Annotated in this window: 19 protein-coding genes; 11 read left to right on the top strand and 8 right to left on the bottom strand. The window is 37.6% G+C overall.

Annotation, left to right across the window (positions count from 1 at the left end):
- Positions 1–34: 34 nt before the first annotated feature.
- From ligD to ACP3T3_RS12255, 3 genes are all read right to left on the bottom strand, one after another.
- Entirely contained in the window at positions 35–1,906 is a 1,872-nt protein-coding gene (gene ligD / locus ACP3T3_RS12265; RefSeq protein WP_426476146.1) for a DNA ligase D, read from the bottom strand.
- 71 nt (positions 1,907–1,977) lie between these two features.
- Positions 1,978–2,583: a DNA polymerase ligase N-terminal domain-containing protein gene (locus tag ACP3T3_RS12260; RefSeq protein ID WP_426476145.1), complete on the bottom strand. Its 606-nt coding sequence runs from the start codon at positions 2,581–2,583 to the stop codon at positions 1,978–1,980.
- Positions 2,583–3,368, bottom strand: coding sequence for a Ku protein (locus ACP3T3_RS12255; protein WP_426476144.1), 786 nt, complete (start codon positions 3,366–3,368; stop codon positions 2,583–2,585). Before ACP3T3_RS12255 ends, ACP3T3_RS12260 begins: the two co-directional genes overlap by 1 nt.
- 150 nt (positions 3,369–3,518) lie before the next feature.
- Between ACP3T3_RS12255 and ACP3T3_RS12250 the strand changes: the two genes are divergently transcribed.
- The gene (locus ACP3T3_RS12250) at positions 3,519–4,088 is read left to right on the top strand and encodes a Crp/Fnr family transcriptional regulator (RefSeq protein WP_426476143.1); all 570 of its coding nucleotides are present in this window, start codon (positions 3,519–3,521) and stop codon (positions 4,086–4,088) included.
- Positions 4,089–4,270: 182 nt separating this feature from the next.
- Positions 4,271–5,539, top strand: a complete 1,269-nt coding sequence (locus ACP3T3_RS12245) for an adenylosuccinate synthase (protein WP_426476142.1) — start codon at positions 4,271–4,273, stop codon at positions 5,537–5,539.
- Between the two features lie 59 nt (positions 5,540–5,598).
- Here the strand turns inward: ACP3T3_RS12245 and aspS are convergent, their stop codons facing one another.
- Together aspS and ACP3T3_RS12235 are read right to left on the bottom strand one after the other, a co-directional pair.
- Positions 5,599–7,353, bottom strand: coding sequence for an aspartate--tRNA ligase (aspS, locus tag ACP3T3_RS12240; RefSeq protein WP_426476141.1), 1,755 nt, complete (start codon positions 7,351–7,353; stop codon positions 5,599–5,601).
- A gap of 135 nt (positions 7,354–7,488) precedes the next feature.
- The gene (locus ACP3T3_RS12235; protein WP_426476140.1) at positions 7,489–7,851 is read right to left on the bottom strand and encodes a hypothetical protein; all 363 of its coding nucleotides are present in this window, start codon (positions 7,849–7,851) and stop codon (positions 7,489–7,491) included.
- A gap of 113 nt (positions 7,852–7,964) precedes the next feature.
- Between ACP3T3_RS12235 and ACP3T3_RS12230 the strand changes: the two genes are divergently transcribed.
- Positions 7,965–9,359, top strand: coding sequence for an MATE family efflux transporter (locus ACP3T3_RS12230; RefSeq protein WP_426476139.1), 1,395 nt, complete (start codon positions 7,965–7,967; stop codon positions 9,357–9,359).
- Positions 9,360–9,702: 343 nt separating this feature from the next.
- On the top strand, positions 9,703–9,822 hold the full coding sequence (locus tag ACP3T3_RS12225) for a 30S ribosomal protein THX (RefSeq protein ID WP_089689565.1): 120 nt from the start codon (positions 9,703–9,705) through the stop codon (positions 9,820–9,822).
- Between the two features lie 60 nt (positions 9,823–9,882).
- On the opposite strand, the gene ACP3T3_RS12220 is transcribed toward ACP3T3_RS12225, so the two are convergent.
- The 3 genes from ACP3T3_RS12220 to ACP3T3_RS12210 all read right to left on the bottom strand — a co-directional run bounded on the left by ACP3T3_RS12220 (position 9,883) and on the right by ACP3T3_RS12210 (position 12,393).
- Positions 9,883–10,542 (bottom strand): DUF937 domain-containing protein, encoded by a 660-nt coding sequence (locus ACP3T3_RS12220; RefSeq protein WP_426476138.1) that lies wholly within the window; start codon positions 10,540–10,542, stop codon positions 9,883–9,885.
- 80 nt (positions 10,543–10,622) lie between these two features.
- Positions 10,623–11,882 carry a protein O-mannosyl-transferase family gene (locus ACP3T3_RS12215; RefSeq protein WP_426476137.1) on the bottom strand — a complete coding sequence of 420 codons (1,260 nt, stop codon included), beginning with the start codon at positions 11,880–11,882 and terminating at the stop codon, positions 10,623–10,625.
- Between the two features lies 1 nt (position 11,883).
- On the bottom strand, positions 11,884–12,393 hold the full coding sequence (locus tag ACP3T3_RS12210) for a DUF2480 family protein (protein WP_426476136.1): 510 nt from the start codon (positions 12,391–12,393) through the stop codon (positions 11,884–11,886).
- Between the two features lie 78 nt (positions 12,394–12,471).
- On the opposite strand from ACP3T3_RS12210, the gene lpxB reads away from it, so the two are divergent.
- The 7 genes from lpxB (at position 12,472) to ACP3T3_RS12175 (ending at position 20,249) form a co-directional block, all read left to right on the top strand.
- Complete coding sequence (lpxB, locus tag ACP3T3_RS12205; protein ID WP_426476135.1) at positions 12,472–13,575, top strand: lipid-A-disaccharide synthase; 1,104 nt, start codon at positions 12,472–12,474, stop codon at positions 13,573–13,575.
- A 41-nt stretch (positions 13,576–13,616) separates the two neighbouring features.
- The gene (locus ACP3T3_RS12200; protein WP_426476134.1) at positions 13,617–14,369 is read left to right on the top strand and encodes a hypothetical protein; all 753 of its coding nucleotides are present in this window, start codon (positions 13,617–13,619) and stop codon (positions 14,367–14,369) included.
- Positions 14,278–14,709 carry a hypothetical protein gene (locus ACP3T3_RS12195; RefSeq protein WP_426476133.1) on the top strand — a complete coding sequence of 144 codons (432 nt, stop codon included), beginning with the start codon at positions 14,278–14,280 and terminating at the stop codon, positions 14,707–14,709. The genes ACP3T3_RS12200 and ACP3T3_RS12195 overlap by 92 nt, the downstream gene beginning before the upstream one ends.
- 141 nt (positions 14,710–14,850) lie before the next feature.
- Positions 14,851–16,623, top strand: a complete 1,773-nt coding sequence (locus ACP3T3_RS12190) for a ComEC/Rec2 family competence protein (RefSeq protein ID WP_426476132.1) — start codon at positions 14,851–14,853, stop codon at positions 16,621–16,623.
- Positions 16,624–16,766: 143 nt separating this feature from the next.
- Positions 16,767–17,429, top strand: a complete 663-nt coding sequence (locus ACP3T3_RS12185; RefSeq protein WP_426476131.1) for a succinate dehydrogenase cytochrome b subunit — start codon at positions 16,767–16,769, stop codon at positions 17,427–17,429.
- Between the two features lie 15 nt (positions 17,430–17,444).
- Entirely contained in the window at positions 17,445–19,457 is a 2,013-nt protein-coding gene (locus ACP3T3_RS12180; RefSeq protein WP_426476130.1) for a fumarate reductase/succinate dehydrogenase flavoprotein subunit, read from the top strand.
- A 24-nt stretch (positions 19,458–19,481) separates the two neighbouring features.
- Positions 19,482–20,249: a succinate dehydrogenase/fumarate reductase iron-sulfur subunit gene (locus ACP3T3_RS12175; protein ID WP_426476129.1), complete on the top strand. Its 768-nt coding sequence runs from the start codon at positions 19,482–19,484 to the stop codon at positions 20,247–20,249.
- Positions 20,250–20,502: the final 253 nt, after the last annotated feature.

The raw sequence follows: 20,502 nt of genomic DNA, 5'->3' as shown, positions 1-20,502 counted from the left end.
AGACTCCCGCATATTTAATGTGGGAGTGTTTTATTTACTCCATATCCTGCAGCAGCTCCAAGGCTTTTATCATATCAATTCCCTTACCCAATACAGGTTTAAATAAATCCCCTTTCTCTTTGATTCTGTCAAGGGCATTATTAATAGTAAAATCTGTAGGTTTCAGCCCCGGTTTTAATTCATCCCAATCCAGCGGCATAGAAACGGATGCCCCTTGTTTGGGTCTCAGGCTGTAAGCGCTTGCAAGGGTCTGCCCGGTCCTGTTCTGCAGATAATCAAGATAGATTTTTTTGTTATCTCTTTTTTGAAGACTTCTTTCCAGGGTCGTAATTTTAGGCAGCTTGTCATTGACCTGTTTCATGAGAATATGCGCAAAGTCCTTTACCTGGTCAAAATCATAATGTGCCCCCATTGGAATATAGATATGAATTCCTGTACTTCCGGAAGTTTTGCAGTAGCCTTTTATTTTGATTGCTTTTAGCACCTCATTTACCTGAAGAGCTGTTTCAATCACCTCATCAAATGTGTTTTTTGTAGAAGGATCCAGATCTAACACCAGATAGTCAGGATGCTCAAGATCCGGTAAGGAACTGTTCCAGGGGTTGAGGTCAATACAGCCCAGATTATTCAGATAGGCCAATGTAGCCTTGTCATTGCAGTAGATATAATCAATATATTTATCATTGGATTCAGAATAGACCTGTGTTGTTTTTATCCATTCAGGAATATGGTCTCCTGCATCTTTCTGATAAAAGCCCTGTTCTTCAATTCCGTTCGGAAAGCGGTTAAGAGAAAGCGGCCGGTTTTTTAAATGCGGTAAAATATAAGATGCCACAGACTGATAATAATCAATGACATCTCCTTTTGTTATGCCGTCTTCAGGAAAATAGACTTTATCCTGATTTGTCAGCTTTACAATATGTTTATCCAATGTGATTTCTTTTTCTTTCTCAGAAACTTTTGTTTTTTTTGATGCTGCTTTCATTTTTATTTCTTTAGGTTTTTCGGTGAAGGATGAATCCTGAAGATCTTCAGGACCTTTGTCTTCCCTGATTGTTATAAAAACAGGATGTCTGAAGATTCCGTCCCGGGTAATTTCAGAATATTTGATTTCACATACCAGCTCAGGCCTTGTCCAGGTTACCGGCATGTTGGTCTTGGGAATTGTTTTGAAAGGTGAAGATTTTACAATTAACTTCTGAAGTCTTTGATAAAGCTGTTTTAGAGAAGTAGCATTGAATCCTGTTCCTGTATGACCACAGTAAGTAAGCTGCCCATTGATATATTTTCCCAATATCAATGCCCCAAAGCTTTCCCGTGATCCTCTGGGCTCTGTAAAACCACAAATCATTACTTCTTCTGTGTCAGAAAACTTTATTTTAAGCCAGTCACTGGTTCTGTTATTTTCAATATACAGACTATCAGCCCGTTTTGCAATCATCCCTTCCAGCTGCATTTTTTTCATCTGAGAAAAAAACTCAATCCCTTTTTCCTGAATATGATCGCAATATTTAATTCGATCGGTTTCCGTAAGCGCTTCTTTTAAAAGTTCCTTTCGCTGAATAAGGGGAAGCTCTTCTGTAGAATGGCCATTCAGCCAAAGAAGGTCGAAAACCTGATAGACAAGGGCTGCATTGGGATTATCCCCGATTTGCTGCAGAAGCTGAAAACTAGGCTTTCCCTGTTCATCATACACTACAACTTCTCCATCCAGAATCATGTGATATTTTTGTTTATCGAAATCCTGGGTGATTTTATCAAATTTAGATAAAAATGAAATTCCATTTCGGGAGTAGAAGAGCGGAGATTGATGGCTGAGATCAGCAATGGCTCTGTAGCCATCCCATTTTATTTCAAAGATCCAGTCTTTATCGTTGAAGGCTTCTTCTGAAAGTTTGGCCAGCATAGGTTTGATAAAAGACTTCAGTTTTTTCTCGTTTGTTAAAGAATTAAAACTTCTGAACCGTTTCTCAGTTGTTATGACTTCTTTTTTTCCTTTGTTTTTAGGCTTTTTTTTTCCTCTAAAAATTGGGTAACCAGAGATTTTGGTGAAGTATTTTCTTCAGCATCATACGGACTTTCTGCAAACTTATCTTTATGTTTAATGAGCAGCCATGAGTTATCCTCTGTATTTTTCATTTTAACCAAAGCAAATTCACCTTTCAGTTTTTTGCCATGTAAAATAAATTTTAAAGAACCTGCATGCAATTCTTTCAGAAGCTCTTTTTCATCAGAAAGTTGGGTGTTTTCTTCCAAAGGTTCATACGTTCCGCTGTCCCATATTTCTACCTGTCCGGCACCGTAATTGCCCTCAGGAATATTTCCTTCGAAATCTTTATAATCGTAAGGATGATCTTCCACCATCATAGCCAGGCGTTTGTCTTTTGGGTCTAAAGACGGGCCTTTCGGAACTGCCCAGCTTTTCAAGACTCCTTCCATTTCAAGCCTGAAATCATAGTGAAGCCTGCTGGCAGCATGTCTCTGAATAACAAAAACCAGTTTTTCCTTGCTTTTTTTTGTTTTTCCTTTTGGTTCGCTGGTTTCATCGAACTTTCGTTTTTTATGATAATCTTTGAGAGCCATTATGATGCGGATTTGGATTTGGAACTGTTCAGGCTGGCTTTTAACTGTGCCATGAGGTCAATCACTTTGCCTTCTTTTGCGGGCTGGGCTTTTTTGGCTTTTATATTTTTGCCTTTTGCTTTCTGCTTGATGATCTTCATCAGTTCATCAGAATAGGTGTCTTTATACATTGCAGGATCAAATTCCTGAGAAAGCTGCTTGATAAGGCTGACCGCCATTTTGAGTTCTGCCGGTTTGGGTGCTTTATGAGCAGGAATTTTTAAATCTGCATATGCTCTTATTTCCTGATCAAATCTCAGGCGGTTAAGAACCAGTATATCATTTTTGTAGGGGCGGATCATGCCAATGGTTTCCGTCTCACGAAGTACGAATGTGCCAATCCCTACCATTTTAGTTTCTTCAAGTGCTTTTAATAAGAGCCTGTATGCACTTTCACCATTTTTCTGGGGTTCCAGATAATAAGGTGTTTCAAAATACACACTATCTACTTCCACTTCCTTTACGAACTGGTCAATAGAGAGTATCTTTGTTTTTTCAGGGCTTGCGGCTTCGTAATCTTCCTCATCCAGAACGATATATTTGTCGTCCATGAGATAACCTTTGACGATATTTTCCCATTTTACCTCTTTCCCCGTGCTTTCATTGACTCTTTTGAACCGGATGTTTGAAAAATCAGATTTATCAAGCATGTCGAGATCCAGTTTTGTAGTTTCTGTTGCCGAATAGATTTTAACGGGAATATTTACTAAACCGAATCCAATGGCGCCATTCCAAATTGCTTTCATTGTCTTACGTTTTTAAAACTCAAGCAATTAATATGCCGCAGGAGGCTTGTGTGGTATCCTTAACAGGCTTTTGTTATCAAATGACAATTGTTTTTTAGCATTAACTTTTATATCTTTATAATATCCGCAATCCGTGGTTACAAAAGAAATATGGAAGAGCTTTTTATTTATATCAAAAAATTTGGAACACTGAATCCGCAGGATGAATTTTTGATTGCTGAAGGAATTCAGGAAATCACGGTTAAGAAAGGAGAACCTTTTATAGAAGCGGGAAAGGTGAGCCAAAGAATTGCTTTTGTAAAAAAAGGTGTTTTCCGGTCTTTATATTACAATAAACAGGGTGATGATTTTACCCGGTATTTCATCTATGAAGGAAGATTTATCGGAGATTTTCAGGGGTTTAATGATCAGCTGCCTGCTCATGAAGATATTGAAGCTATTACCGATGCTGTATTGCTGGTGATAGATCTTAAACATTTTAAAATTCTGGAAGAGAAAATTGCCGTATGGCCGGTTTTATTTGCCAGAATCCATGCTTTTGTAGTCGAGAATAAGCTCAAGGTAGCCAGTATTATGCTGAATCAGGATGCTAAATCGCGCTATATTCATTTTTTAAACCATTATCCAGGTCTTGCCAACAGAGTTCCGCAGTCTATGCTTGCTTCTTATCTCGGGGTTACGCCTTCTTCATTGAGCAGGATCAGAAGAAATATAGTCTAGAATTAATGATAAATGATAATCGATAAATGATACCACTTTGGGTGGAAGAGTAATAGAGTTTGTGAGTTTTTACTAACTTCTAAAATCTAGCTTCTAGTTTCTCAATAAATCTCTTTTTGTCAAATGGCAATGGTCTTTCTGTCTGGCTGTCATAGCTTTGTCCCATAAAATTAAGTACAAATATGGATATTGTATTAGGATTACAGTGGGGTGATGAAGGAAAAGGGAAATTCATTGATCTGATTAGTGAAAATTATGACATTACAGCACGTTTTAATGGCGGTTCTAATGCTGGGCACAGTATTGAAAGAAACGGCCGCAGAATTACACTTAAAATGATCCCTTCGGGAATCTTTATGAAAGGAGTGCAGAATGTGATCGGGACTGGAACTGTTCTGGATCCTGTAAGTTTTAAAAAAGAAATTATACATCTTCAGGCGTTTGATGCAACGGTTCAGCCGGAAACCAATGTGGTTATTTCACTCAAAGCTCACTTTGTGCTGCCTACGCATAAGCTTCTGGATATTTTTATGGAAGAAAGTTCTGATTACACAACCATCGGAACCACCAAAAATGGGATCGCGCAGGCTTATTCAAATAAAATTTTAAGACAGAATGTAAGAATAGGAGATATGTTTGCTCCTGACTTTAGAAGCAGAGTGCAGCACATTTTAGAAAGAGATTATAAGATGTTAAGCGCAGGAGACATGCCGCTGCCTTCTTTGGAGGAAATAAGTAATGAATTTTTTGAAGCGGTAGATTTTTTAAAGAGATTCAATTGTATTGAAACGGAAATATATCTGAATAGTGCTTTGTCAGAAGGGAAAAAAATCTTAGCGGAAGGTTCTCAGGCGGCAATGCTGGATATTGACCATGGAACCTATCCTTATGTAACCTCTTCATCCACCACAGCTTCAGGAGCGAGCAGTGGGCTAGGAGTTTCACCGAAAAAGATCGGTGAAATATTTGGAATAGCAAAAGTATACTGTACAAGAGTAGGGAACGGAGTATTTCCAACCGAGCTTTTTGATGAATTAGGGGAAGAGATCAGAACTAAAGGAAATGAGTTTGGCTCCAATACAGAACGTCCGAGAAGAACCGGATGGCTGGACCTTCCTGCTTTAAAATATGCCGTGATGATCAACGGAGTTACCCAGCTGGTTCTGACGAAAGCCGATGTTTTGAGCGGATTGAAATCTGTAGCCGTCTGTACCCATTATAAATTGGAAAACGGAATGATTGAAACTGTTTCCGGGATTCTTCCTGAAAATGGAAAGTCAATATTGAAATGGTTTGATGGATGGAATGCGGATTTTTCTGTCTTGACGAGCCCTTCAGAATTGCCGAAGGAACTAATAGAGTTTCTGTCATTTTTGGAGGCAGAATTAGGGATCCCAGTAGCTTATCTTTCAACAGGACCGGGAAGGGAGCAGATGCTGAAGATGAAATAAAAATATAGATCTGAGGATTAAGCATAAAAGTAAAGCGGGGCAAATACCCCGCTTTACTTTTATGCTTTTAAATTCAACTGTAATTCTAATTCGTCGAGCTGTGCATCAGCAATAGAAGCCGGTGCATCAATCATTACATCCCGTCCTGAATTGTTCTTAGGGAAAGCGATATAATCTCTGATCACTTCGTTACCATCAAGAATAGCTACCAAACGGTCAAATCCGAATGCTAAACCTCCGTGTGGCGGAGCTCCGTATTTAAAGGCGTTCATAAGAAACCCAAACTGAGCTTCTGCTTCTTCTCTGGTAAATCCTAATAAATCAAACATTTTAGACTGAAGATCTCTGTCAAAAATTCTGATCGATCCTCCTCCGATTTCATTTCCGTTCAGAACCATATCATAAGCGTTGGCTCTTGCTTTTCCTGGATCAGTTTCCAACAAGTGGATATCTTCCGGCTTTGGAGAGGTGAAAGGGTGGTGCATCGCATGGTAACGTCCACTTTCTTCATCAAATTCCAACAGAGGGAAATCAACTACCCAAAGTGGTGCGAATTCGTTTCCTTTTCTTAATCCCAAACGGTTTCCAAGTTCCATTCTCAATGCTGAAAGCTGAGCTCTTACTTTATTTTCGTTTCCGGAAAGAATCAACATTAAGTCTCCTTCTTTTGCTCCGAATTTTTCAATGATTTTTCCTAAATCTTCTTCGTTATAGAATTTGTTTACTGATGAGGTTTTCACTCCGTCATTCTGGAATTTTGCCCAAACCATTCCTGAAGCTCCGATCTGAGGGCGCTTTACCCAATCAACAAGCTCATCGATTTGCTTTCTTGTATATTCTGCACATCCTTCTACATTGATTCCGACCACTAATTCAGCCTCATCAAATATCTTAAAGTCTTTTCCTTTTACCAGTTCATTCAGTTCTACGAACTCCATTCCGAAACGGATATCCGGTTTGTCATTTCCATATTTTCTCATCGCATCTGCGAAAGTCATTCTTGGGAAATCTCCGAATTCCTGACCTGTAATATCTTTTATCAGCGTTTTGGTCATTCCTTCAAATACGTTCATGACATCTTCCTGTTCTACAAAAGCCATCTCACAGTCGATCTGTGTAAATTCCGGCTGTCTGTCGGCTCTTAAATCCTCATCGCGGAAACATTTTACAATCTGGAAATATTTATCCATTCCACCTACCATCAAAAGCTGTTTGAAAGTCTGTGGAGACTGTGGCAATGCATAAAACTGTCCCGGGTTCATTCTGCTTGGTACTACGAAGTCTCTTGCTCCCTCTGGAGTTGACTTGATCAGAACAGGAGTTTCCACTTCAATGAATCCTTCCTCAGATAAGTAATTTCTTACTTTCTGTGCCATCTTGTGACGGAAGATCAGTTTATCTTTTACCGGATTTCTTCTGATATCCAGGTAACGGTATTTCATTCTTAATTCTTCACCGCCGTCTGTTTCATCCTCAATGGTGAAAGGAGGAAGCTGGGAGTCGTTCAGAATAGTCAGTTTTTCTACCAGAATTTCAATTTCTCCTGTTGGAATATTAGGGTTTTTGCTTACTCTTTCAATGACTTTTCCGGTAGCCTTAATCACAAATTCACGGCCCAGTTTTTTAGCTTCTTCCATCAATTGTGCAGAAGAGCGGTCCTGGTCAAAAACCAGCTGGGTAATTCCGTAACGATCTCGAAGATCTACCCAAATCATAAATCCTTTATCACGGATAGTCTGTACCCATCCTGATAGTGTAACTTCTTCATTCAGATTTTTCAGAGATAGCTCTCCGTTGGTGTGTGATCGAAACATAATTATTTGTTTAAAGTTCAATGTTTAAGGTTCAATTCCGAACCTTGAATTTTTCGTTGGCAAAGATAAGATTTTTGCAGGTTTTATAAATAAAAAAACTTCCTTTCGGAAGTTTCATATATTGTTTTAGGTTTTTTAATCTCTGTTACCGCCTTTTGCTATCAGAATTTTCTTTACTTCTTCGCTGCCTTTTGTTTCATCAGCTACTTCAAGAGGTGTTTTGTTCTGACATTTTTTATTAACATTGGCTTTATTATTCAAAAGATAGTTGATAATGTTCTTTCTATCAGACATTACACTAAAACCAAGAGGGGAATAAAGTATATCTCCAACAAGGAAGCATTTGTTGTAATCTCCGGGGGCAAACTGTTTCTTAAATGTTGCTATATCATCAGAATAAATGGCTTTCATCTTTTCCTGAGTCATCTTTTGGGCAGATAACATGCTGCCAGATAGTAACAGTCCAAATAGAAAGATAGTAGAGATTATTTTTTTCATAAGGATAATTTTTAAGAATATACAAATCTAAATTAAATTTTATTACCAATTGCTAAGTTTTCCTACTAATTGGATTTGTATTTTTGGGATTATATAAAATAATTGATTACGAAATGACGAAATATATTGAGTTTTTGAAAAAAGCATTCAGCGGTGAGGAAACTGATTTTACGAAAGTGAACATCAGAAGTGCCGTACTGCTTTTAGCCATTCCGATGATGCTGGAAATGGCTATGGAATCTGTATTTGCACTTGTTGACCTCTATTTTGTCGGCCATCTGAAAGAAAGCGGTTTTGCTATCCAGACGGTAGGACTTACAGAATCTGTACTTTCGGTGATGTATTCTATTGCGATTGGGATGAGTATGGCGGCAACAGCATTGGTCGCAAGAAGAATTGGTGAGAAAAACCCGGAACAGGCTTCCAGAAGTGCTGCGCAGGTATTGCTTGTTTCCTTTGCCATTACTTTTGTATTAAGCTTACTCGGAGTGATCTATGCGGAAGAAATTCTGATTTTAATGGGTTCTAAACCCGAAGCGGCTGCTTATGGAAAGAACTTTACCAGAATTATGATGGGAAGCAGTACGATTATCATGCTTTTATTTTTAATCAATGGTATTTTCAGGGGAGCTGGCAATGCTATGATCGCAATGAAAAGTTTATGGATGGCCAATATCGCCAATATTATTCTCTGTCCGATACTGATAAGAGGATTGGGGCCTGTTCCTGCTTTGGGATTAACCGGAGCCGCTTTGGCGACAACAATAGGACGCAGCATTGGGGTTATTTATCAGTTGTACCATCTTTTGGTGGCCGATACACAAATCCGTATAAAGATTCCTTATTTTAAACTGAATTATGGATTAATCAAATCCATTATCAAAATAGCAACACCCGGGATCTTTCAGTTTGTTATTGCTTCGTGCAGCTGGATCTTCCTCGCCGAACTTGTAGCAACTACAGGAGGTGAAAATGCTTCAGCCGGTTATCAGACCGCTTTAAGGCTGATGATGTTCTTTATGCTTCCGGCCTGGGGTTTAAGTAATGCAGCATCTACGCTGGTGGGGCAGAATATGGGCGCAAATGAGATGCTGAGAGCAGAACAGTCGGTGATGAAAACCGTGAAATATAATGTCATCTTTATGCTGGTGGTGAGTCTGATCTTTCTTTTTATGGGGAACTTTTTAGTGGGGTTTTTTACCCAGGAAATTGCCATTAAAGATTTTGCTAAAAATGCGCTTCAGATTATGAGTATAGGATTTATTTTCTATGGAATAGGAATGGTGATGATCAATGCCTTCAATGGAGCTGGCGATACATGGACACCCACCTGGGTTAATCTTTTTGGATTCTGGCTGTTTCAGATCCCTCTGGCTTATTTTTTATCCAAATATCTTGAAATGGGGCCTAAAGGAGTGTTTATTTCAATTCCGGCAGCAGAAACTTTAATTACAATCGTTGCCTTTATTTTATTTAAAAAAGGAAAATGGAAAACGATAAAAGTTTAAGGCAAGGTGCTGGAAGATGGAAGAAGGAAGTACTGGCAGCTTGAAATATTTAAGCTAGCCTTTGTTAACAAAAATGAAAAAAGATAAGTAATCTGCTTGTTGAAGATTGGATGCTGGAAGCTGGAAGTACTTGCTGCCTGAAATATTTAAACTGGCCTTTTATCATCAAGATGAAAGAAAATAGGATTAATTGATAACAGAGAATCGAAAATAGTAACCTGATAGTAGCTGCCAGCATCCATCCTCCAGCTTCCCTCCTTAGTTTATAAAACTTTAACAACTTCATTAATTGGATTTTAGTATTATATTCTCTAAATTCGTAGTACAACAAATACATAATACTATGGGAAAAGGAGACAAAAAATCAAGAAGAGGAAAAATTAATTCAGGAAGTTATGGAAAAAGAAGACCCCGAAAAGCTTCAAAGTCTTTTGCCGCTTCTGAAGAAAAATCTAAAAAGTAATCAAAAATAAAAAAGACCGAAGATCATATCTCCGGTCTTTTTTTATGAAAATTAAATTAATTATTTACCTCCAAGAATATTTCCAAGGATGCTGCCTAATCCACCGCCGCCTTGTTGTTGGTTTCCACCACCGCCCAATACACTTCCCAGTATATCATTCAGAGGATTTCCTGATGATTGAGACTGGCCGCCATTTCCTAAAACACTTCCAAGAATGTCATTTAAAGGATTAGACTGCTGAGCCTGAGCCTGGTTTGATGCATTTCCAAGGATTCCTCCCAAAAGATCTCCCAAACCACCTGCGCCTACATTACTCTGCTGTTTCTGCTGCCCGATGTAACCCATGACAACAGGTGCAAGCATAGCAAGGATAGGACCTATTTTATCTATTGAAATCCCCGTGTTTTGCGACAGCTGGTTTTCAACGGTACTTTTTTGCCCACCAAAGATATGATCAAGAATAGATCCGCCTTCGGCTTGTCTCGCCTCTATTTGTGAAGCGTCATTTAAGATACTTCCGTTATGGTCTTTATCTAAAGCACTATTTAAAGCTTCCGCTTCTTTAGCATCCTGAGATTTGTTTCTAAGATAAGAAATGATAAGAGGGGCCGCTACAGCTAATAGGGCAATTACCTGGTTTTTGCTGATCCCGAATTTATTTTCAGCCTGTTCAGCAACCTGGCTGCCGGTGTTCCCTGTAAGTAAGTCAATTAAACTCATTTTTGTGTTTATTAAGTATTTAATAAATCAAAGTTATCAAAAAATATGGCTCAGAAAATGACGGTCTTTCATAATTATTGTTAAAGTTTTCTGATCTGTTCTTCCGTGTAACCTTTGCTTTTTAAAAGCTTTATATATTCTACTGCACTAATGGTCATCCACTCAATAGGTTCAGGAGCCTTTTTCTTATCAATAGTGAACTCGAGAATACCTGCATTATTATTCATCCATGGAAGTGTATAATAATTCAGTCCGCCTTTATATTCTTTAAATGTGTGAAATTCTTTTCCTTTTTCTGTTAGAAAGATAGCTTTAAACAGCAGAAAGTACCCTGCCGGAATTAATAGACAGACCCATGAAAATTTTCTCAGATGAGCATACTTTGCAGAAGAAAGACCATATCCGATGGATAAAGCAAAAATTATATTGAAAGGCAAAAAGAAAACGTAATTGTCTGATACAGCATAAAACGTGGAAAATCCATATACACAAACTGCTCCTGTAGCAAAAACAAAAAACATTTTCCTGTTAGTTTTATAAAGGTATACAATACCTGCGCCTCCAAAAAATGTAAATATGTTGAAATTATAAATAAGATATACCAACGATTGAAAAAAATCTTTTACATACTGAATCATGCTTTTTTTCAAAGAATCTTCTACCCAGGTTCCCTGATCAGAACTGTAAGGAGATGTGAAAGGGAGCCCCTGAGAAATATTGAGAATAAATAAAAAGCCGAATAATATGGCAAAAATCAATAGTGCAGCTGCTGTATATTTTTTTTCAATTCTGAAATAAAATAAGAAGACCAGTAAAGCAGGGATCAGAAGGATATTCTGAATGTGTACCCATAAACTGACTCCTAAAAACAGACCGCTCAACGGGATATACATTTTTTTCTTTTCAGTAAAGCTTTTTATAACTGAAAAGAAAAAAAGACTTACCCAAAGAGAATTGTAAGTATATACTTCTACTATTTCTGCATTTCTCCAAAACGTAAAACTGAAACCGAAAACAAAAGCAGCTGTAAGAGATGCCCATTCTGTTTTTGAAATACTTTTCACTGCGAGATAAACGACAGAAACTGTAGCAGCTCCTGAAAAAACCACCAGAAACCGGCTTGCTTCAATAGCATTGTTACCTGCCAGATTTTTAATAAAAATAACCGTATTAATATATAAAAAGTGGCTGGTTGCAGTGGCAGTTGTTTCCCATATGCCTTTTTCTGCACTCAATACAAATCCTACACAGTCGGCAAAAGGAATTTTTGAAAAACTTCCGAAATAGTAAATCCCGAGAAAAATAATAAACAAAAATACAGCTGATAAATATTTGTTCATATTAGTTCTTTATGATCGGCACATTAGAACAGGCTTCTCCGAACATCAGAGATTTTACGATAGGTTTTAATTGTTCTACCAATTCGATATAAGCATTTTCCGGGATTTCTTTATCAGAACAACCTTTTACAAGTACCCTTTTTCCTCTCATTTCCTCAAAATCATGAGTCTGAATAGCATTGTGCATTAAAATAACTTCCATATCCTCACGGTTTCCAAAAACTATTTTCTTTGCTACATCTGTAAGTTTGGCTGTTAAAACAAAATATGCCCAGAGTGGAATAATAGTATCTACAGAATTGTAGATGTATATATATTTGTCCTTATATTGCTCAGTATCGATGGCGTCTACCTTTTCACGGAAATCTTTTTCCTTGAGGATCATTTCCTGAAAAAGAAAATCTTTAAGGTCAATACCCTTTCTTTCCCCTTTTGGAAGTAAAGTGGCAAGGTCAAAATTGATAAGGCCGCTTTCAGCAACTTTATTCCGGATTTCAAATTCTTCTGACATTTTTTATCATTATCTTTGAACAAATTTACGAATTAAGATCATATCTATTTTAATTTGTTCTCTATCCTTACTATAGAAATGAAGTATTACATTATTGCAGGTGAAGCTTCAGGTGATTTGCACGGAAGTAACCTGATGAAGGCCTTGAAACAAAAAGATCCGAACGCAGAGTTCAGGTTTTGGGGTGGTGACCTTATGAAGGCTCAGGGCGGAACACTGGTAAAGCATTACCGCGACCTTGCTTTTATGGGATTCCTGGAAGTCGTTATGAACCTCCGTACCATTCTGAATAATATTAAGTTTTGTAAACAGGATATTCAGAAGAACAGACCTGATGTTTTGATTCTGGTGGACTATCCGGGTTTCAACCTGAGAATTGCCAGATTTGCCAAAGAACTTGGGATCAAAGTTGTGTATTATATTTCTCCACAGCTTTGGGCATGGAAAGAAGGGCGCGTAGAGACTATCAAGAAGTATGTGGATGAAATGATGGTTATTCTCCCTTTTGAAGAAGACTTTTACAGAAAACATGGCGTTCATTCCCATTTTGTAGGCCATCCTTTGCTGGATGCTATTTCGGACCTTCAGGAGATCAGTATTGAAAAATTTAAATCGGAACACGGACTGAATGAAAAAGAAATCATTGCATTGCTGCCGGGTTCCAGAGAACAGGAAGTGGAGAAAATGCTTGAAATAATGCTTTCCGTAAGACCGAATTTTAAAAATTACCAGTTTGTAATTGCCGGAGCACCGAGTCTTCCTAAAGAATTTTATCAGAAATATGTGGATGACAATGTTCATTTTGTATCCAATAAAACCTATGATTTGCTGAGATGTTCCAAAGCCGCTTTGGTTACTTCCGGAACAGCTACACTGGAAACCGCTTTGCTGAATATTCCTGAAGTGGTTTGCTATCGTGGAAGCAAGATTTCTTATGCTATTGCTAAAAGATTAGTGAAAAATATCAATTATATTTCTTTGGTAAACCTGATCATGGACAGAGAAGTTGTGAAAGAACTGATTCAGAACGATCTGAATACTAAAAACCTTGTAGAAGAGCTCAATAAGATTTTAGCAGGAGAAAAAAGAGAACAGGTTCTGAATGATTATAATCTTCTGAGAGAAAAATTAGGTGGCAAAGGAGCCAGTGATCATGCCGCTGAGGTGATCTTGAAAGTATAGTTCTTACAGAGCATCCGCGAATTTTAATCTACCATTTAACTATGAATTTCTATACCCGTTTCTTATTATTACTGGCATTCACATTGTTTTTCTCAAATAGTTCTGCCCAACAAGGCAATTCAAGAGAGAAAGTTCAGATATTCTATTACGGCTGGTATGGAAATCCGGCAGCCGACGGAAGTTATCAGCACTGGAATCATGAAATTCTTCCTCACTGGAGTAATCCGAAATGGAACAACTTGGGTCATCACCAAGGAGGAGATGATATTGGAGCCAATTTTTATCCGGCGCTTGGAAATTATAGTTCCAACGATGCAAAGATCATTGAAAAACATATGAAAATGATCAAAGACTCTGGAGTAGGAGTGGTGGTAGTAAGCTGGCTGGGAAAAGATTCATTCACCGATAAAAGTCTGATCAAATTTCTGGATATTGCAGATCGTTTTGACTTAAAAATTGCATTTCACATTGAGCCGTTTTATAAAAATACTTCAGAATTAAAAGAACAGCTTTCCTATCTTATAAAAACGTATTCCCGTCATCATGCTTTCTATAAAAAAGAAGGAAAACCTCTGTTTTATGTATACGACAGCTATAAAATTCCTAAAGAAGAGTGGGCGAAAATGTTATCCGAAAATGGAGAAAAAACAGTCAGGAATACAGAGCTAGATGCACTTTATATTGGGCTTTGGGTTGAAAAAGATGACTCGGAATTTTTTGATTCAGCAGGCTTTGATGGTTTTTTATACTTATTTTGCCAGCGAAGGTTTTGTATATGGAAGTACAACTGCTAACTGGAATTTCATGGCCCACTACGCTAAAGATCACAACCTGATTTTTATTCCTTGTGTAGGACCAGGCTATTCCGATACCAGAATACGCCCATGGAATGAAGCAAATTTCAAAAGCAGAGACCATGGAAAGTATTACGAAAAGATGTTTGATGCTGCAATCAGCGTATATCCGGATTTCATTGGGATTACATCATTCAATGAATGGCATGAAGGGACACAGATAGAACCTGCTACTCCTAAAAAAGTGGGTGATTTTAAATATGAAGATTATGGGAAAGACCCTTTATTTTATATTAAAGAAACGAGGCGTTTAACGGATAAATTTTTGAAAAAGAAGTAATATACTTTCAATCGTAATCTTTATAGAAAAAAATCAAGTGCCCTGTTAATGTTTTTATGAAACACAAAGTGTTTATTTAGCTATTTAAGAGATAACATACCATTAGTTAATTATCTACTTTACAAGGATAATTAATTGAAATTGCACAAGCAGCCACATCTTATTCTGGTAATATGTTTTATCCTTGGAATTCTTTCTCAGGATAGAATGGTAATGGCTGAACCTATTATTTATTGGGTTGCATCAGTTTGCTTGATTCTGCTGGCTTTAATTTGCTTTCATTCTTATATGCTGCACAAAGCCAAAACTGTTTTACTGTTGCTTTTGTTTTTTGGAACAGGGATTATTTTTCACTTTTATAATATTTCTTCATCCGATGGCCAGCTGCAGGTAAAGAAAAAGGAGACTGTTACTTTTAAGATTTCTCAGAAATTACATTCTACTGAAAAATATAGAAAATACGAGGGACCAGCACAGAAAGGAAATATAAGTTTCAACTCAATTTTTTATGTTCCAAGGGATTATAGAGAGCTGGATTTTATTCATTACTATAAAGCTGAGGCTTATATCACACAGCCTAAGGCCCCCCAGTATGACTTCCAGTTCGGATATGCCAGGTACCTGAAAAGGAAACATATTGATTGCCTGGTTTATATTTCAAAAGATATTATTTCCGGAAAGCGGGATGATTTAACACCTGCAGATAAGCTGCGGCAATACAGGCTTGAGATTCTTAAGAAGATTGATAAAACCGGAATGTCGGGAAAAAGTAAAGAATTTTTAAAAGGTATCATTCTGGCGGACCGAACAGAGATTGATGCAGATACCGTACAGGATTTTAATAAGTCCGGGCTGGTTCATTTCCTGGCCATTTCCGGAACCCATATTGTTGTTATATTCGGAATGATTTATTTCTTACTGATCCGTTTTACTCCTTTAAGATTCAGGAAATATGCAATTATTTTAAGCCTGGCTTTTATTTGGCTGTTCGCTGCTTTTATTGGATTTGGAAATTCAGTTTTCCGGTCGTGTATCATGCTGAGCATCTATTTTATTTTCATATTGCTTCAACGAAAACCGGATCTGCTTCATTCATTGGCTTTATCCGCTTTTTTTATCTTAATTGGAGACACACAGCAGCTTTTTGATGTGGGGTTTCAGCTTAGCTTTTTAGCAGTTTTAGGAATTTACTGGTTGAATCAGCCTCTTTTGAAACACTTTCCGAAACAGGATAATTATATTAAAAACTTAGTGTTTAATACCATTACAATATCTTTATCAGCACAGCTGGCAACCCTTCCTCTGGTATTATATTATTTCCATCAGTTTTCATTAATCTCAATCATCGCGAATTTTGTTATTGTTCCTTTCTCTGAAATCATCATTGTTTTTTCATTTTTAATGACTGCTCTTATTTCCTTTGGAGTTGATTTTGAATTGCTAAACATAGCATATGACTGGATTATTCAGATTTTACTGAAGCTGATCCATTGGTTTGCAGAGGTTGATATACTGTACTTTGAGAATATTCCAATGAATGGGATGGAAGTTTTATCAGTACTGGTAGTTGTCTTTTTACTGCGATCTGTCATCCTAAAAGCCAATTTTAACCACTGTACAAGATTGGCAATGGCAGCTTTGGTATTTCTGATGATAAGAACCGGAAGTACAGCTTTTGAAAATCAGAAAGAAGAAATATTGGTTCATGATTTTAATAAGAACAAAATTTTTTCGATAAAAAGTGGTAGTAAAGTATGGTTCTGGATTCCGGATATGGAAAATAAGACACAGGTTTTACAGTATATCATAAATCCCTATTGTGCTTCCAGGAGGGTGGATCATTTTGAGATAAAAATCATGTCACCCTCTGTTCAAAAAGTAGTTTTCCGAGATAAAATTTATGATCTGAAATGATGGCTCTTCATGTAAGGTTTTCCCGTATTTATAATATGTAAATTCTTATTTAGAAAGATTACAAACTGTCTAATTGTGAGATTTCTCACTTTTTGATATAGTTAACATTTCTTAATTTTGTGGAAAATCAAATGTAAACTTATATGGCAGGTTTAACGAGTTCTACAATAGGTAGAAAATATGCTATGGCATTGTCGGCTATGTTTTTGCTGATATTTCTGGTGATGCACCTTTCTGTAAACCTTTTGTCGGTTTTTGGTGAGGACGCGTACAACAATGCTTCGCAATTCATGGGGTACAATCCTCTTATTCAATTTATAATGCAGCCAATTTTGATATTTGCTGTCGTTTTCCATTTTGTAATGGGGTTTGTTTTGGAAATTAAAAACCAAAAGGCACGCCCTGTGAAATACAATTCAAACAATCCTTCTCACAATTCTACCTGGATGTCTAGAAATATGATTATTTCCGGTGCTGTGATTTTGGCTTTTGTTTTTCTTCATTTGTATGATTTCTGGCTTCACGAGATGAATTACAAATATATTGACGGACTGCCGATCGAAGAAACACGTTTTTGGGGAGACCTGCACGCAAAGTTTGCTGATCTTTGGAGAGTAGTTTTATATGTCGTTTCTTTTGTTTTGCTGGGGCTACATTTGGCCCATGGTTTTCAGTCTTCATTCCAGTCTATCGGAGCAAGACATCCAAAATATACCCCGGTGATTAAAGCTTTCGGGACATGGTATTCAGTCCTTATTCCTGCAGGTTTTATTTTTATTGCTATTTATCACTTCGTAACTCAATAATATCAATATACTAATATGAGTAAATTAGATTCAAGAATTCCAGCGGGTCCTCTTAAAGACAAGTGGAAAAATCATAAAGACCATATGAACCTTGTTGCACCAAACAACAGAGATAAGATTGATATTATTGTTGTAGGTACAGGTTTGGCAGGAGGTTCTGCTGCAGCTACATTAGCTGAGCAGGGATATAACGTAAAAGCATTCTGCTACCAGGATTCTCCAAGAAGAGCGCACTCAATTGCCGCTCAGGGAGGAATCAACGCAGCTAAGAACTATCAGGGAGACGGAGACTCTACTTACAGATTATTCTATGATACCATCAAAGGTGGTGACTATAGAGCAAGAGAGGCCAACGTTTACAGATTAGCTGAAGTTTCTGCCAATATTATTGACCAGTGTGTTTCCCAAGGTGTTCCTTTCGGTAGAGATTACGGAGGTCAGCTGGATAACCGTTCATTTGGTGGGGTTCAGGTAAAAAGAACCTTCTATGCAAAAGGACAGACAGGACAGCAGTTATTATTAGGTGCTTATTCTGCAATGAGCCGCCAGATCGGTAAGGGAAGAATCAAAATGTACAACCGTCATGAGATGATGGACCTTGTAATTGTTGATGGAAAAGCAAGAGGAATTATTGCAAGAAACCTTGTAACAGGTGAAGTTGAGAGACATTCTGCTCACGCAGTGGTAATCGCTTCAGGAGGATACGGAAACGTATATTTCCTTTCTACCAACGCAATGGGATCAAACGTTTCAGCAGCCTGGAAAATTCACAAGAAAGGAGCTTACTTCGCAAACCCTTGCTACGTACAGATTCACCCGACTTGTATTCCTGTTCACGGAACACAGCAGTCTAAACTGACTTTGATGTCTGAATCATTAAGAAACTCCGGAAGAATCTGGGTTCCTAAAAAAATTGAAGATTCAGTAGCGATCAGAGAAGGTAAATTAAGACCAGAAAATATTAAAGAAGAAGATAGAGATTATTATTTGGAAAGAAGATATCCGGCGTTCGGTAACCTTGTGCCTAGAGACGTTGCTTCAAGAGCTGCTAAGGAAAGATGTGATGCAGGATTCGGAATTGAAAATAATGATACAAAAGAAGGTGTTTACCTTGATTTCTCTACAGAGATCATGAAAAAAGGTAAAGAAGCCGCTATCGAAAAGCATATTCATAATCCAACAGATCAGCAGATCTACGATTTAGGTAAGAGCTGGGTAGAGGAGAAATACGGTAACTTATTCGTAATGTATGAGAAAATTACTGCTGATGATCCTTACAAAACTCCAATGAAGATCTATCCTGCGGTTCACTATACAATGGGTGGTGTATGGGTTGATTACAATCTTCAGTCTACTATTCCCGGATGTTTCGTAATCGGTGAAGCGAACTTCTCTGACCACGGGGCAAACAGACTTGGTGCTTCTGCACTGATGCAGGGTCTTGCAGACGGATATTTTGTGCTTCCTTATACGATTGCAGATTACCTTTCTGCAGATATCAGAACAGGAACAATTCCTACGAACTCAGGAGCGTTTGATGCTGCTGAAAAAGGAATTAAAGAGAAAATTGATTTCTTCTTAAACAATAAAGGGACTCATTCAGTAGATTATTTCCATAAAAAACTGGGCCACATTATGTGGAATAAAGTAGGTATGGGAAGAACACCTGAAGGTTTGAGAGAAGCAATCAAAGAAATTGAAGAAGTAAGAAATGACTTCTGGAAAAATGTAAAAGTGCCTGGTGAAGGAGAAGGAATGAACACTGAGCTTGAAAAAGCATTCAGAGTTGCTGACTTCCTTGAGTTAGGACAATTAATGGCTATCGATGCACTGCACAGAAATGAATCTTGTGGTGGACATTTCCGTGAAGACCATTCAACTCCGGACGGAGAAGCGGAAAGAGATGACGTAAACTACAAATACGTCGGAGCTTGGGAATATCAAGGAGAGGATATCAACGCGGAAGTGTTGCATAAAGAAGAATTGATATATGACAACATCGAGGTTAAAACTAGAAGTTATAAATAATCTCCAACCTATAAATATAACATTATGAGTGCAAAAAAAGGCTTACATCTTACGCTGAAAATTTGGAGACAAAAGAATAATAAAACTAAAGGTCAGTTTGAGACCTATAAAATATCAGATGTATCTACAGACTCTTCATTTTTGGAGATGCTGGATATTTTGAACGAAAACTTAATTAACGAAGGTAAAGAACCTATCGCTTTCGATCACGACTGCCGTGAGGGAATCTGTGGTATGTGCTCCCTTTACATCAATGGCAGAGCTCACGGGCCGGATACAGGAATCACTACTTGCCAGCTTCACATGAGAATGTTCAAAGATGGTGAAACAATCGTTATTGAACCATGGAGAAGTGCAGCTTTCCCTGTTATCAAAGACTTAATGGTAGACAGAAGCGCATTCGACAGAGTAATGGCAGCCGGAGGTTTTATCTCTGTGAATACATCTGGTAATACATTGGACGCTAATGCCATTCCTGTTCCTAAAGAAGATGCAGACAAAGCAATGGATGCAGCAGCTTGTATCGGATGTGGAGCTTGTGTGGCTACATGTAAAAACGGATCAGCGATGCTGTTTGTTGGTGCTAAGGTTTCCCAGTTTGCTTTACTTCCTCAGGGTAGAATAGAGGCTAAGAGAAGAGTTCTGAACATGGTAAAAGCTATGGACGAAGAAGGTTTTGGAAACTGTTCAAATACCGGAGCATGTGAAGTTGAATGTCCTAAAGGGATCTCTCTTGAAAACATTGCAAGAATGAACAGAGAATACATGGCAGCTTTTGTAGATCAAGGATAGAATTGATTTCAAATACATAAAAAAATCGCCTTCATTCTGGAGGCGATTTTTTGGTGACAGGAATGACTCTGTTAAAGTTTGTTAACTTATTGATAGATTTTTGTCATTCTTTATTTATTAAGTATATATTTGGAGGGTAGATGAATCGTTTTTTTAAAGACTTTTTTAATACCTTTTGCTGTCAAAAGAGATTATTAAATATTGAAATCTTCTTTTTGGAAGGCAATATAAAATTTTTAAAAAAAATAATTAG

Source organism: Chryseobacterium sp. CBSDS_008 (assembly GCF_049959325.1).
Lineage (GTDB): Bacteria > Bacteroidota > Bacteroidia > Flavobacteriales > Weeksellaceae > Chryseobacterium.
The sequence above is the reverse complement of the archived record's forward strand: the minus strand, read 5'-3'. Positions and strand labels throughout refer to the sequence as shown.